The organism is Tenacibaculum litopenaei (assembly GCF_964514025.1).
GTDB lineage: Bacteria > Bacteroidota > Bacteroidia > Flavobacteriales > Flavobacteriaceae > Polaribacter > Polaribacter litopenaei.
The window spans coordinates 634,547-649,458 of sequence record NZ_CAZEQT010000007.1; the positions used below are offsets into that span (position 1 = coordinate 634,547).

Genomic DNA, 14,912 nt, shown 5'->3' on the forward strand with positions numbered 1-14,912 from the left:
TGAAGTTTCATAAAAAACGTACTTTTGCGCTTTAACAAAAAAGAATTGTAACTATGTTTCATAAAAATATAAAACTAGCCATCGCAGCCTTAATAACAGGATATGCCATTTACCAATTTAGCCAAGGAGAAATAGGAAATGGAATCGCCTTGCTTTTATTGGCGGGGATTTTCGTATTCTTTTATTTTAAGAATGAATTCATCTTAATGGCTTTTATCAAGTTAAGAAGTCAGGATTTTGAAGGTGCTCAGCAGTGGTTAAACCGCATTAAAAATCCTAGTGCGGCATTGATTCAGAAACAGGAAGGTTATTATAATTACCTTCACGGAATTATGCTTTCTCAAACCAATATCACCAAAGCGGAGAAATTTTTAAAGAAGGCTATCAAACTCGGATTAGCAATGGACCACGATTTAGCCATGGCAAAGCTTCAATTAGCGGGTATCGCTATGACCAAGCGCAGAAAACGAGAAGCGACTACGCTTATGAATGAAGCAAAAAAACTAGACAAACACGGAATGTTAAAAGAACAAATGCAAATGATGAAACAGCAACTAAAAAAAATATAACCCCCTACACTGCAACCCCTTATCCAATATAATTTGTACATTTACACAGTTAGGCCTAAATAAATGATTAGATCTCTTTTTTTTAAATTAATAGACAAATACGCTTCAAAGTGGGTTGTATTAGGAATAGATATTGTTTTAGTATGTATTTCTTTTGTTCTGGCATATACCGTTCGGTTTAATGCATCGTTGAATTTTAATGTTCAGGATTTATACATACAAATTCCATTTGTTGCATCCATAGCTTTTATAAGTTTTTTAACCGTAGGATCTTACAGAGGAATTATTAGACATACAGGAACCAGAGATGCTTTCAATGTCTTTGTGGGGGTTACCTTATTATCCATGATGGTTATCAGTTTTGTATTGTTTAACTCAACCTTTAAACTGATACCTAACTTCACCATACCAAAGTCAATTGTTATTATCCATTATCTCATATCTGTACTAGTTTTAGTAATCAGCAGGTATATTTTCAAAGCTTTCTTTGAAATTATTTCATCGGATTTGAATGAAATAACTAACGTCTTAATCTACGGTGCAGGAGATTCAGGTATGATTACTTATGGAGCACTAAATCGCGATACCAAAAACAACTATCAAGTTGTTGGTTTCATCGATGATAACGATAAGAAAATCGGCAAAAAGATTAATCGAATAAAAATTTATGATAGTTCGACTATAGATTTAGATTTCATCAAAAAGAAAGAAATTGACGAAATCATTATCTCTATCCAAAATATCAAATCTGATAAACTTCTAGTGTTAACTGATCGTTTATTCGAACTCGGTGTCAGTATTAAGATTGTCCCTCCTTTAACAAAATGGATTGACGGGGATTTTGAAGCCAATCAAATAAAACAAGTAAGAATTGAGGATTTGTTAAATAGAAAACCTATTTCCATCGACAATCCTATCGTCAAACGTGATGTAGATAAAAAAGTAGTATTGGTCACGGGAGCAGCAGGCTCTATTGGTTCAGAAATATCGAGACAGTTAAGTGAATACAATTGTCAGCAATTAATTTTGGTAGATCAATCTGAATCTCCCTTATATGATTTACAACAAGAATTGTTTCAAAAAAACCGGAAAAACTTTACCGCAATAGTTGCAGATGTTAGAGATATTCATCGAATGGATGAGATTTTTACTACATACAAACCTCATAAAGTATTCCATGCTGCTGCCTATAAGCATGTACCACTAATGGAACTTAGCCCGTATGAAGCTGTTAAAATAAACATTGGTGGCACTAAAAACATTGCTGATCTCGCAATAAAACATTCCGTAGAACGTTTCGTTATGGTTTCTACAGATAAAGCCGTAAACCCAACCAATGTAATGGGGGCAACAAAACGCATAGCTGAAATGTACATAGGTTGTTTAAATAATAACGAAAATCATAATACTAAATTTACTACTACCCGATTTGGAAACGTTTTGGGGTCTAATGGTTCTGTCATTCCTTTATTTAAGAAACAAATTGAAAATGGAGGACCTTTAACTGTTACGCATAAAGACATTACTCGTTATTTTATGACCATTCCTGAAGCATGTAGACTAGTTCTAGAAGCAGGAACCATGGGAAATGGTGGAGAAATTTACATTTTTGATATGGGCGAATCTGTTAAAATTTATGATATCGCTAAACGGATGATTAATCTTTCAGGACTTAGATACCCGGAGGATATTGATATCAAAATTACCGGGTTGAGACCAGGAGAAAAACTTTATGAAGAGCTACTCGCAAATGGTGAAAATACAACCCCAACTTACCATGAAAAAATTATGATAGCTAAAGTTCAACAGCTCGACTATGAGGAAACCGAAAAGAAAATATTAAACCTTTGTAAACAATACGAAGATACAACAGCAAATAGGTGTGTTCAATTAATGAAAGAGATTGTTCCAGAATACATTTCTAACAATTCTGTTTATGAAAAATTGGACACCAAAATCAAAAATTAAATCACTACTTTCGCAAAAATTTCAACAAATGCAAAAAGTCAAAAAAATTGTTTTATTCTCAGTAATAGCAATACTTTCATCTTGTGTTCCTAAAAAGGACATTGTTTACTTTCAAAATGATAAAATTGATCAAGAAAAGTTTTCTAATAGTTACAAAACAGTCATTAAACCAGCAGATTTATTACAAATTACAGTTTCCTCTGTTGACTTGGAGGCTGCCAAACCATTCAATCTCCCTGCCGTAGCGTATTCTACAACGACGAATAACATTATTGGTACTCCTAGGCAACAAGAATACTTAGTTGACAATAACGGTAATATTGATTTCCCCGTATTGGGATCGATAAAAGTTGGAGGTCTTAGTAGACAAGAATTAATTCAATATTTAAAAAAGCGACTTGTTCCTGATTATATTAAGAATCCAACAATAATTGTAAGGATTTCTAATTTCTCTGTTACTATCTTAGGTGATGTTAAAAAACCAGGTACCTATACTATTCCTAACGAACGTATTACTGTGCTTCAGGCAATCGGACTCGCAAGCGATTTAAATATATCAGGGAAACGAAATATTCAGGTAAAAAGAGAAGAGGCTGGAAAAATTAAAACTTATGATATTGATTTACGCTCTAATACACTATTCACTTCACCTGCATACTACTTGCAACAGAATGACATTGTATACGTACAACCGAATAGAGCGGCATCACAGTCTGCTTCATATAATCAAAATACAGGGCTTTTTATTTCTATCGGATCTGTACTAGTAGCATTAATTTCAGTATTAACACGTTAATTTAACCATGAAAAAAGACCAATATACGACTCATAAGATAAAAGAAAATGAGACGATAAATATACGAGCAGAGCTTGAAAAGTACATGATACACTGGAAATGGTTTGCTTTGGGTATTTTTTTAGCACTTTCTGGAGCTTTTCTTTTCCTTAGGTATTCTACACCAAAATACGCTGCTTCGTCTACAATACTAATTAAAAACGATAAAAAAGGAGGTTTATCTGAAGAGTTGGCCGCTTTTGAAGATCTTGGTATTGTAGGAGGATCAAGTAAAAATATAGACAATGAAATAGAAATTATAAAGTCTCGAAAGTTAATAACTCAAGTAGTAAAAAAGCTTAATTTAACGGTGACTTATCTCACTGAAGCCAGAATTAAGGAATCTGAACTATACAATAACAGCCCTTTAAACCTGATTAATTTCCCAAAAATCAAAAAGGATACTACATTTTTTGTGAATATTGTATCAAATTCAACCTATAAAACCATCAAAACATCAGGTGAAGAATCAGATATAATACCTTTTGACACCACAACAGAAAATATAGACCCGTCTAAGATTCATATAAAAAGTACTTCTTACCTCACTGAGAAGCAGATTGGAAAGACTATTAAAATTACAATTAAGCCAATCGATGCGGTAATTGATTATTACAGGAGCGCTATTAATGTTAGCTCTATCAATAAAAAATCAAGTGTTGTTAAAATGGGACTAAAGTCTGCTGTTCGAAAGAAAGCAGAAGATATTTTGAATCAATTAATATCACAATACAATGAAGACGCTATCAATGACAAAAAGGAAGTTTCCGAAAGAACGAGTGTTTTTATTGCTGATCGTTTAGAAAGTGTTTCAAAAGAACTCGGCAAACTAGATGATAATGTTAAAAGATTTAAAGACGAGAACAAGATTACGGATATAGAATCTGAATCTGAAATAATGTTAAAAACAAATAGTGTTAACAGAGAAAAATTAATTGAAGCATCAACACAGCTCAATTTGGTGAAAGCCTTAAATGATGAGATTGATGAGGGTTATGATTTATTACCTTCCAATCTCGGATTGGATGACCCCAATATCTCGAAATCAATATACGAATACAATAAACTAGTATTACAACGTAAACGTCTTCTCAAAAGTGCAGGAGAAAAGAACACTCTTGTGATTGAACTCAGCGAGAATATTGCCAAGGTCAAATCGTCATTAAAAAAGAGTATTTCGAACAGAGAAAAGTTACTTCAAATTAATTTGAATAATCTTAATAGAGAATCAAGGACATTCAGCTCTAAAATTTCTTCTATCCCAGCAAAAGAAAGAGATTTTCTTGATATCGCACGTCAGCAAAAGATCATTGCAGGTTTATACTCTTATCTTTTAAAGAAAAAAGAAGAAACTGCCATATCGTTAACAGCAACTGCAGTTCCTAATGCGAAAATTATTGACTCCGCATATAGTTCTAATATACCTGTTAGTCCTAAGAAAAAGATCATTTTCCTAGCTGCTATCCTTATCGGTCTAGTAGTTCCCTTCGTTATAATTTACTTAAAAGATTTATTAGACACGAAAGTTCATACGAAAAAAGATATTGAGGAATTAACTAACATTCCTTTCCTAGGAGATGTTCCGCATTCTGAGACCAAAGAAAAAATCGTTATTAATGCGGGAGCTAGGTCAAGTACGGCTGAAGCCTTCCGTTTGATTCGTACCAATTTGGATTTTATGCTATCAAATGCAGATGAAAAATTTGGAAAAACAATTTTCGTTACCTCAACCACAAGTGGAGAAGGAAAATCATTTACGTCTATTAACTTAGCAGCCTCTTTATCTTTATCAGGTAAAAGCGTGGTATTAGTTGGATTGGATTTACGTGCTCCAAAAATTACAGAGTACCTAGAGATTCCAGACAGAAAAGGGGTAACTAATTTTATTACCAATGATGAAATCACGTTGGATTCTTTGAAATTTAGTATTCCTGAAATCCCAAAACTTGACATCATCGCTTCTGGTGCCATACCACCAAACCCAGCAGAACTTCTGATGACGAATAAAATCAAAGAGATGTTCGATGAATTAAAAAATCAATACGACTACGTAATAATCGATACCGCTCCTGTGAATTTAGTGACGGATACCTTATTAATTTCTAAATATTCAGATTTGGTACTTTATGTAACACGAGCTAATTATTTAGATAAGCGTATGTTAATTGTTCCACAAACATTGTATAACGACAAAAAGTTACCGAACCTCGCAATCATATTAAATGATACTGATTTAAAGCGTGGTTATGGATACGGTTATGGATACGGTTACGGATACGGATACGGTGTTGCCGATGAAATTGGTACACCATGGTATAAAAAACTATTCGATAGATCGTAAAACAATCACAATAAAAAAAGAAGCTAATTCAAAAATTAGCTTCTTTTTTTTTATTGAAATGAGGCATTGTTTTTTATCAAATGTTCAATTTGTTTGACCGTCTTTTTATCCCCTATTTTCTGCAATAGTTTCAAGTGATTGTTGTGATGGGTATCTGTACCGACAAAGTCATACAAATTCTCTTTTAATAGCTGTTGCGCAGTTTTCTGTACCCCTTTCCCATATTGTTCCGTTAAAGACAACAAGTTTAACTGAAATAAACAACCCGCTTTTTTCAGTTTGTAATACATTTGGAAATCACGATGGTAAAAATTATAGCGCTCTGGATGTGCTAATACAGGTTTATATCCCTGTAATTGTATTTCAAATAAGATGTCAAACAAATTATAAGGCGCATTAAAATAAGACATCTCAACCAAGATTTTATTGTCCTTCAAGGTCAGTAAATCTTTTTGCTTTAGACGTTCAACAAACTGTTCATCCATCATGTATTCCGCAGCAGCTCGAAATGAGATTCCTTCTATACCTCTTTTCTTCAATTCTGTTCTCACTTCCTCAGCCTTTTCCTGAATAAGCGCCGTAGAATTTGGATATACATCACCCAAAACGTGTGGTGTTGTGATAAACTTTGTAATCCCGTAAGAGATCATTTTTTCTATCAATGCAATGGAATGATCCATGTCTTTCGCACCATCGTCAATTCCCGGAAGTAAGTGTGAATGGATATCTACAAATTCCACATCAAAAACTTCATTTAACGGGATTTCTTTCTTTTTTAGAAAAAACATAACACTAATATTATAAGTAAGTTTTTATTGATTTAAACAAGCTCTAAAACACGTTCCAGAGCCATTCCTCTCGACCCCTTTATTAACCAGGTCGTTTGCTCGATTTTTTGGGTAGTTAATACAGTTTCTAATTCTTCAAAATTCTTCAATTGCTCCAAGTCTGTATCGACCTCTGAAAAATGAGCCCCTACCAAAAAGGCATGATCGAACTGGAAACTAGCTGCTAGTGTTGCTATAGCCTGATGCTCTTCCGCACTCTGAGCTCCCAACTCAAACATATCGCCTAGCACTACCACCTTTCGTTCCGCTTCTAATTGCGCAAAACTTTTCAATGCGGACTCCATACTGGTAGGATTGGCATTGTAGGCATCCAATACAATGGTATTAGTTCCTTTTTGAATCACCTGCGAACGATTGTTTTCAGGAATATATCCTTGAATGCCCGCGATAATAGCCTTAGGTGAAACATCAAAAATTGTTCCTAAAGTAATCGCAGCCGCAATATTGGTAAAATTATAAGCTCCTATTAATTTTGTTTCAAAGCTTACACCGTCGAAACCTATAGTCACAAACGGATTCGCGCCTTTGTACTCAACGCTGTCCTCAAACATGATACGATCCATTCCTTCTGTGCGATCCAATTGTTTTTTGTCAGCAGGATTTACGATTACCTTTCGCTGATGAGCTCTCAAAAACTCATAGAGTTCCGACTTCGCTTCAACTACACCTTCTTCGGATCCAAAGCCCTCCAAATGCGCTTTCCCGAAATTGGTTATAAATCCATAATCAGGAGCCGCAATAGACGCTAACAATTCAATTTCCTTATGGTGATTTGCGCCCATCTCTACAATCCCTATTTCTAACTCAGGTGTAAATTGGAGCAGGGTTAAGGGCACCCCTATATGATTGTTCAAATTCCCTTTCGTAGCTCCTACCCTATAGCGCTGCTTTAAAACTGCATGCATCAACTCTTTCGAAGTCGTTTTTCCATTACTTCCGGTCAAACCAATAATCGGAATCGCCAATTGCTCTCTGTGATAATTGGCAAGTTCCTGTAAACATAGCAAGACATCTTTGACGAATACTATGTTCGGATGATTGGCATATGCTTCCTCATCTACAACGGCATAACTAGCCCCTTTTTCCAAGGCTTCTAAAGCAAATTTATTTCCGTTAAAATTAGCTCCTTTCAAGGCAAAAAACACACTCTTTGGAGCAATGCTACGAGTATCGGTACTCACCGTATACGACTGCTTATACAGCTCATAAAGTTGTTCTATCTTCATATTGTAAAAATAAAAAAACCCCATTTAATAATGGGGTTTTTATAACTCTTTAAGTGTATTCTTATTTATTTTGATAACGAGGCGTAGCAGTTTTACGCTTGTTCATCATCATTGGTCCCATCTTGTCAGTCGCACATCGGAATCCAATGTAGTTCGTCGACATATACTCTGGGAAATATCTTCTCTGTGCTGGATCTAACCAATATTCTCTATCGGCCCAAGAACCTCCCTTAAACACACGTGACTGATCACTAATCAAAGTAGTTCTCTTCTTATCGTCGTACTTGTAATTATTAATTACACGACCTAAAGAATCTTTTTCAGCTTCGGGCTTTGTAGGTGAATTATACATTCGTGGCTTCCCTGTTAATTGGTCCTTGTCTAACTCGTAGAACTTAGAAGAAGCTTGATCACCGTCTCCTAAACTAGAGTTATCTGCCAAGTTATAATTTCTACGCATGTAGGTATCTTCTTTCGTAATCGGAATGTACTTTACACTACCTGGTAAGTCTTTAGGAATGATACGCCCATTTTCAAGAGTATCGTATTCTATTTCTCCTAACTCATCTCCAACGATAACCACTTTACCGTCTTCGTTAATTAATTTCTTTGTAAAGATATTACCTCTAAAATAATTAAAGTCATTCGCCTCTGAATCGATAATTGGACGGTAAACATCCTCTACCCATTCTGCTACGTTTCCTGACATATCGTATAATCCGAAAGCATTTGGTGGATAACTGCGAACGGCATTTGGAATATCCGAACCATCACTACTCCATCCAGCAATACCTGAATAGTTTCCTTTACCTTGCTTGAAGTTCGCTAATTGATCTCCTCTTCTTCTCTTATCTCTATCTCTGGTGTACTTTCCGTTCCACGCGTACTTTTTTCTTCCGCGGATATTGTTGTATTCACGATTTTCAAACGTTGCTTTTGCAGCGTATTCCCACTCCACTTCTGTTGGTAATCTGAATTTTTGCGATAAAATACCATCTGTAGAAGTTACGTGTCTTCCGGTAAAAGCACCTTTTACTGGTTTTGGCTCTCCTTTTTTACGCGGTACAGGCAATCCTTTTTTATAGATTGTAGAATCTCCTTCAAATAAGGCGTAAGGATTTGTTAAATACGCATCGGTATCGAAGTTATTTTTTCCTTGGAAAGCGAGTGAATCTTCTTTAAAGATATTTTTAATGATCCCTTTCTTCATTAAAATATCAAGGTTTACTGCATTGGTACGCCATTTACAGAACTTGTTCGCCTGAAGCCAGCTAACTCCAACAACTGGATACTCAGCATACGACGGGTGACGCAAATAACTTTCTGATAATAAATTGGTATTCCCCAATCCTTTTCTCCATACAAGGGTATCTGGAAGAATTGACGCGTAAATGTGTTTGTATTGTGGCTCTTCTGGTGGGAAAACTGCTTTGGTATATTGCATGAATAAACCGTATTCAGAATTCGTTACCTCAACTTCATCCATATAAAATGAACGTACGTGCATTTGTCTTGGGGTGGTATTCCAATCAAACATAACATCATCCTGTACCAATCCCATGGTAAAGGTACCTCCTTCAATATGTACCATACCAGGAGGAACATTATTTCCTTCTTTGTACTTCCCCTTTAAAAAACCTCCGTAATTAGGGTCATTAAAGTTCCATCCAGTGAGGGAAGATTGCGATGATGAACCGCCTCTCCTACTGCTACAAGAGGCAACCAACAATCCTGTGATGGCTACTAAACTTAATAATTTTAACGTACTTTTCATGTATTTTTAACTATTTTTAAGGGTGCTGCAATTTACAATATTTCTCACTTCTTACAACTAAATTCATTTTTATTTTCAAATACAATCGAAATTAAAACACGGTATTTGCTAGAGTTGAAACGATAGTTTTTATACTTTATTATGACGAATCTAATAAAAAGATTAAAATAACTAACGTTAAAATTCGTTATTTTGTCACGTATTATGAAGCTTCGAAGTTTAATTTTTTTGTTGCTATTCTCTTGGAGTAGCTTTTCACAGACCAGATCTGTTTTGGCCGATGGTCGTTGGTATCAATTTTCCATCTCCAAATCAGGCGTTTATAAAATTGACCGCAATTTCCTTCAAGGTTTAGGAATCGATGTCAATGCCATCAACCCACAGCAACTCCAAATATACGGTAATGGTGGTGCCATGCTTCCGGAACGACTCGCTGAAGCCCGCCCTCAAGATTTACAGGAAAATGCCATTTATGTCCAGGGAGAAGCTGACGGACGCTTCGATTCAGATGATTTTATTTTGTTTTACGGCCAGGGGCCCCACGATTGGAATCTAAATTTTGCCCCCGCGACTCAAGAACACCGTCAAAATATTTATTCCGACAAGTCCTATTATTATATACGCTTGGCAAATCAACCAGGGAAGCGCATTCAAAATCTCCCAGTAGTACCCGGAACTCCAGTAGCCTCTTATACCGATTACGACGGTCGACTCTTTTACGAAAAAGAAGAACGCAACCTCTTTGCTGTCGGAAGAGCTTGGTTTGGTGAAGATTTTAGTTTTCAAAACTCACAGCGATTCGAGTTGGACTTTCCCAATCAACTTCCAGGAAGCACGGTGAATATCAAAATTAGAGCGGTAGCTATTTCTTCTCTGAGTTCATCGATGAGCGTTTCGGCAAACGGAAATACAATTGCGCCCTTAACTTTTGCCCCAGCCTCTACTTCTGCTGGTAGCCAGCTGGCTTCAGCCAATACCGTAACAGGGACCATTGCTGCAAGCACCAACTCCCGAATTAGCATAGACTTAAATTACAATAACAACGGACTTCCTTCCGCAAAAGCCTATTTGGATTATATAGAAATTACGGGAAAAAAGCGGCTAGAAGGAGGTACCCGACAGTTTAATTTCAGAAATATCGCAGCCCAGGCTGCAGCAGGAACCGTTGCCTATAGCCTGCAAAACAGCAGCCAAGTTTTTGCCGTTTGGGACGTAACAACTCCATACAACGCCGGTGCACTTCAAAACACAGGAAGCGCTACAAACTTCCAATTTACAGCTGCTGGTGGTAGCTTAAAAGAATACGTGGCAGTTAACCTCAGTGACACCTACAGTCCCAACAGAGAAGAGCAAGCGCAAATACCAAATCAAAATTTACACGGCTTGTCGAACATAGAATACCTCGTGATCACCCATAATTCACTGCTTGCCCAAGGACAACGATTAGCGGATCATCACCGAAAAAATGCTAGTTTAGCAACGGCTGTTATTCCATTGTATCAAATTTATCGCGAGTTTTCATCGGGCTCACCTGATGTTACCGGTATTCGAGATTTTATTAAATTTCTCTATGACCATTCTTCTACTTCGAAAAAATTAAAATACGTTTGTTTTTTAGGAGACTCGTCTTACGATTATAAAAACAGACTCACGAACAATAACAATTTAGTCCCCACATTTCACGCTCGGGAAAGTTTTGACTTAGTATCCTCTTATGTTACCGATGATTATTATGTAATGCTCGACGCTACCGATGGTGGAATGGTTACCAGTGACGGAATTGACGTAGCCTCTGGAAGAATTCCTGTGAATAATCCGCAAGAAGCCCGCGTTGTTATCGACAAAATATTGAGTTATTACAGTCAACAGGCGCTTGGAGACTGGCGACAAAATGTAACGTTACTCGCTGATGATATTGACCAAGATGCCGATAAAACACTACAAGCAGGCTTGGAGGAAGTCGCAGATTCCATCAGAAAACATCAGCCTATTTTCAATGTAAACAAATTATACGCCGACGCTTTTAAACAAGAAAACTCATCGGGTGGTGAACGCTATCCTCAGGTTAAAAATGCCGTGAGTAATGCTATCGAGAATGGAACCCTGGTGTTTGATTACTTTGGTCATGGAGGAGAAGATGGTTTAGCCGATGAACGATTATTAGAAATCCCACAAATTGACGCACTCAACAACAGCCAAACACTGCCCTTATTCATCACAGTGACCTGTGAGTTTTCTCGATTTGACAATCCGCTGAGAACAACTGCGGGAGAAAAACTTTTCCGAAACCCACGAGGTGGAGCCGTGAGTATGATTACGACAACTCGAGATGTCTATATTTCTACGGGGGAACGCTTTAATAAAGAATTGGTGAAATTTGTTCTGGATTTTGAAAGAAATGGCGGAAGCATTGCCCAAAATTTAGTCAAGGCAAAAAACGTTACCAGCAGCAATCAAAAGTACTTTATATTTTACTTCGGAGACCCAGCTATGGAACTCGCTATTCCTGAACCCAATATCCTCTTGACAAAAATGAACGGGAAAGACATGTCAGTGGCCATCGATACGATGAAAGCGCTGTCACGTGTCCGATTTGAAGGAGTAGTTACCGATGCCAGCAATACGCCGCTCAACAACTTTAACGGAACCCTATTCACGACTATTTTTGATAAATCAATTATAAAACAAACCCTAGATAACGACGGTTTCGGGGTAATCAATCAATTCGATTCTCAGGAAAGCAAATTATTCCGTGGTAAGGCCTCCGTTACTAACGGGCGCTTTAACTTCGAGTTCATCGTTCCTAAAGACATCCGCATTGCCTACGGTAAAGGAAAGGTCAGTTTGTATGCCCACAATAATGCAATTGACAAAGGAGGGGCTAATTTCAACGTGACTGTTGGTGGGATTAACCCTAACGCACCCAGTGATACAACAGGACCAGAAATACAAGCATTTATGAACGACGAATCGTTTGTTGAGGGCGGAAATACCAACGCCTCTCCTAACCTCGTTTTAAAATTAGCAGATATCAGTGGAATCAATACGTCCATTACCGCTGTGGACCACGATATTGTGGCCATACTGGACGGTAACGAATCGGAACCCATTATCTTAAACGATTACTATCAAACCGAACTCGATGACTTTACCAAGGGGAATGTCACCTATAAACTTCGCAATTTAAGTGAAGGAAAACACCATTTAAAAATAAAAGCCTGGGATACTTACAATAATTCATCTGAGACTTCGTTAACCTTTGTGGTTGTAAACGATGCTGGACTTACCCTCTCTAACGTGTTGAATTACCCAAATCCGTTTGTCAATTACACGGAGTTTTGGTTCAATCACAACAAACCCAATGAACCATTGGAAGTGCGAGTACAAATCTTCACTGTTTCGGGGAAGCTAGTTAAAACAATACTCCAACCAACCCAAACTACGGGAAATCTGTCGCGTTCTGTAACCTGGAACGGCCGAGATGATTTCGGAAACAAGCTAGGGAAAGGCGTGTATATTTACAAACTGAGTGTCAAATCAACCGTGAGTAATGTAGTGTCCGAGAAATACGAGAAACTCGTGATACTCTAGATAATGAGTAAAATTATATATTTGCAACATCAACAATCAGATCATCAATGAAAAAATTAACAATCCTTCTACTATGTATTGCTGGATGCATAAAAATGCAAGCTCAGCAAGGTATTACAACGGCGACCCCGTTTTTATTAATCACTTCCGATGCACGTGCAGGAGGTATGGGAGATATTGGAGTTGCTACTTCTTCGGATGCTTTTTCAATTTTCCACAACGCGGCCAAGTCTGCCTTTAATGAAAATGAAATCAGTATCGGACTTAATTACACGCCATGGCTTCGTAATTTAACAGACGATATCTTTGCTGGGAACCTGTCGTATGTTCACCGTTTTAAAGAAAATGCCGCTTGGGGGGTAGACATCAAATATTTCTCACTTGGGAAAATTGATTTACGCGACAATGCGGGAACCTCTAATGGAAGCATCAATCCGAACGAATTAGCGATTACAGGTATTTACTCTTTAAAGTTAAGTGAAACCTTTTCTATGGGAGTTGGTTTAAAATACATCAACTCTAACCTAGATGTGTCTAATAATTTAGATGCTGTAAACTCATTCGCTGTAGATGTATCAGCCTACTATCGTTCTGAGGAAGAAAACTACGGAACCTTTAACGGTCGTTACCGTTTAGGTATTAATGTAGCTAACATCGGACCAAAAGTAAGCTACACCCCGAATACAGAAAGCTTTATTCCTACCAACTTAAAATTAGGAGGTGGATTTGACTTTATCTTCGACGACTATAACTTATTAGGATTAAATGTAGAATTCACTAAGTTATTAGTGCCTTCTAGCCCAAATTCAACTCGTGGTTGGTTTGATGGAATGTTTACTTCTTTGGGAGACCGTAGTTTTAGTGAAGAATTACAAGAAGTTACTTGGGCACTTGGAGCTGAGTACTTGTACAACAAAGCCTTTGCCTTACGAGCGGGGTATTTCCACGAAAGTGAAAACAAAGGAAACCGTCAGTATTTTACAATGGGGGCAGGTTTCAAAGCACGTTCATTCTCTTTAGACTTATCGTACTTGATGAATACCTCAGATGTTAACAACCCATTAGAGAACACTTTGCGTTTCTCTTTATCATTTGATTTAGGACAAATTTACGACGACTATTAATATAATTTTTTTTAGTAACTTCGTACCAAATATAAAAGCTGTCTGAAATGACGGCTTTTTTCGACTTTATACTTTATGAAAAAAATAGACATTGCTACCTCAGCACTAATTTTTGACGAGCTTTCACAAATGCCAGAAAGTGATCAAACTCTAATGAACGCAGCAATTGAAGCTAGAGCCAAGGCCTATGCTCCGTATTCTAATTTTCAAGTTGGAGCGGCAATTCTTTTGGAAACTGGAGAAATTGTAAGCGGGAACAATCAGGAAAATGCCGCCTACCCTTCAGGAATGTGTGCCGAACGAGTAGCTATCTGGAAAGCAGGTTCTACGTATCCGAATATGGTCGTAAAGAAAATCGCGATTTCCGCGGCTTCTAACACGAGTACCGTTGACAAGCCCGTAGGTCCCTGTGGAGCCTGCCGACAAACCTTATCGGAATACGAAATCAATCAAAAACAACCCATCGAAGTTTTGTTCATGGGCGAAGTAGGAAAAATTGTAAAAACAGAGTCCTTACTCTCCCTACTACCGTTTTCATTTGACAGTTCATATCTGTAAATATAAATGGCCATTTTTGTGATATTCATAAAAATGGCCATTCTTTTTAAAATTTAATTTTTATTCTTAAATAATTTG

At 37.1% G+C, this 14,912-nt stretch carries 10 protein-coding genes; 7 read left to right on the top strand and 3 right to left on the bottom strand.

Annotated elements, in window-relative coordinates:
- The first annotated feature begins 53 nt into the window (after positions 1 to 53).
- The 4 genes from ACKTS5_RS17530 to ACKTS5_RS17545 all read left to right on the top strand — a co-directional run bounded on the left by ACKTS5_RS17530 (position 54) and on the right by ACKTS5_RS17545 (position 5,713).
- On the top strand, positions 54 to 569 hold the full coding sequence (locus ACKTS5_RS17530; protein ID WP_408045180.1) for a DUF2892 domain-containing protein: 516 nt from the start codon (positions 54 to 56) through the stop codon (positions 567 to 569).
- A gap of 63 nt (positions 570 to 632) precedes the next feature.
- The gene (locus ACKTS5_RS17535; protein WP_408045181.1) at positions 633 to 2,537 is read left to right on the top strand and encodes a polysaccharide biosynthesis protein; all 1,905 of its coding nucleotides are present in this window, start codon (positions 633 to 635) and stop codon (positions 2,535 to 2,537) included.
- Entirely contained in the window at positions 2,506 to 3,333 is an 828-nt protein-coding gene (locus ACKTS5_RS17540; protein WP_408045182.1) for a polysaccharide biosynthesis/export family protein, read from the top strand. The genes ACKTS5_RS17535 and ACKTS5_RS17540 overlap by 32 nt, the downstream gene beginning before the upstream one ends.
- 7 nt (positions 3,334 to 3,340) lie before the next feature.
- Positions 3,341 to 5,713, top strand: a complete 2,373-nt coding sequence (locus ACKTS5_RS17545; RefSeq protein ID WP_408045183.1) for a GumC family protein — start codon at positions 3,341 to 3,343, stop codon at positions 5,711 to 5,713.
- Between the two features lie 50 nt (positions 5,714 to 5,763).
- Here ACKTS5_RS17545 and ACKTS5_RS17550 read toward each other — a convergent pair whose 3' ends face one another.
- From ACKTS5_RS17550 to gldJ, 3 genes are all read right to left on the bottom strand, one after another.
- On the bottom strand, positions 5,764 to 6,501 hold the full coding sequence (locus ACKTS5_RS17550; RefSeq protein WP_408045184.1) for a tyrosine-protein phosphatase: 738 nt from the start codon (positions 6,499 to 6,501) through the stop codon (positions 5,764 to 5,766).
- A gap of 32 nt (positions 6,502 to 6,533) precedes the next feature.
- Positions 6,534 to 7,787 carry a UDP-N-acetylmuramoyl-tripeptide--D-alanyl-D-alanine ligase gene (locus ACKTS5_RS17555; RefSeq protein WP_408045185.1) on the bottom strand — a complete coding sequence of 418 codons (1,254 nt, stop codon included), beginning with the start codon at positions 7,785 to 7,787 and terminating at the stop codon, positions 6,534 to 6,536.
- 61 nt (positions 7,788 to 7,848) lie between these two features.
- Positions 7,849 to 9,561 (bottom strand): gliding motility lipoprotein GldJ, encoded by a 1,713-nt coding sequence (gldJ, locus tag ACKTS5_RS17560; protein WP_408045186.1) that lies wholly within the window; start codon positions 9,559 to 9,561, stop codon positions 7,849 to 7,851.
- Between the two features lie 192 nt (positions 9,562 to 9,753).
- Here gldJ and porU point away from each other — a divergent pair, with 192 nt between their 5' ends.
- The 3 genes from porU (at position 9,754) to cdd (ending at position 14,834) form a co-directional block, all read left to right on the top strand.
- Entirely contained in the window at positions 9,754 to 13,152 is a 3,399-nt protein-coding gene (gene porU / locus ACKTS5_RS17565; RefSeq protein WP_408045187.1) for a type IX secretion system sortase PorU, read from the top strand.
- A 47-nt stretch (positions 13,153 to 13,199) separates the two neighbouring features.
- Positions 13,200 to 14,276 carry a type IX secretion system outer membrane channel protein PorV gene (gene porV / locus ACKTS5_RS17570; RefSeq protein WP_408045188.1) on the top strand — a complete coding sequence of 359 codons (1,077 nt, stop codon included), beginning with the start codon at positions 13,200 to 13,202 and terminating at the stop codon, positions 14,274 to 14,276.
- 75 nt (positions 14,277 to 14,351) lie between these two features.
- Positions 14,352 to 14,834, top strand: a complete 483-nt coding sequence (gene cdd / locus ACKTS5_RS17575) for a cytidine deaminase (protein ID WP_408045189.1) — start codon at positions 14,352 to 14,354, stop codon at positions 14,832 to 14,834.
- Positions 14,835 to 14,912: the final 78 nt, after the last annotated feature.

What these genes read in the sequence shown, in the direction of transcription:
- ACKTS5_RS17530 (WP_408045180.1), top strand. Translation starts at nt 54, where the DNA reads ATGTTTCATAAAAATATAAAACTAGCCATCGCAGCCTTAATAACAGGA.
- ACKTS5_RS17535 (WP_408045181.1), top strand. Translation starts at nt 633, where the DNA reads ATGATTAGATCTCTTTTTTTTAAATTAATAGACAAATACGCTTCAAAG.
- ACKTS5_RS17540 (WP_408045182.1), top strand. Translation starts at nt 2,506, where the DNA reads ATGAAAAATTGGACACCAAAATCAAAAATTAAATCACTACTTTCGCAA.
- ACKTS5_RS17545 (WP_408045183.1), top strand. Translation starts at nt 3,341, where the DNA reads ATGAAAAAAGACCAATATACGACTCATAAGATAAAAGAAAATGAGACG.
- ACKTS5_RS17550 (WP_408045184.1), bottom strand. Translation starts at nt 6,501, where the DNA reads ATGTTTTTTCTAAAAAAGAAAGAAATCCCGTTAAATGAAGTTTTTGAT.
- ACKTS5_RS17555 (WP_408045185.1), bottom strand. Translation starts at nt 7,787, where the DNA reads ATGAAGATAGAACAACTTTATGAGCTGTATAAGCAGTCGTATACGGTG.
- gldJ (WP_408045186.1), bottom strand. Translation starts at nt 9,561, where the DNA reads ATGAAAAGTACGTTAAAATTATTAAGTTTAGTAGCCATCACAGGATTG.
- porV (WP_408045188.1), top strand. Translation starts at nt 13,200, where the DNA reads ATGAAAAAATTAACAATCCTTCTACTATGTATTGCTGGATGCATAAAA.
- cdd (WP_408045189.1), top strand. Translation starts at nt 14,352, where the DNA reads ATGAAAAAAATAGACATTGCTACCTCAGCACTAATTTTTGACGAGCTT.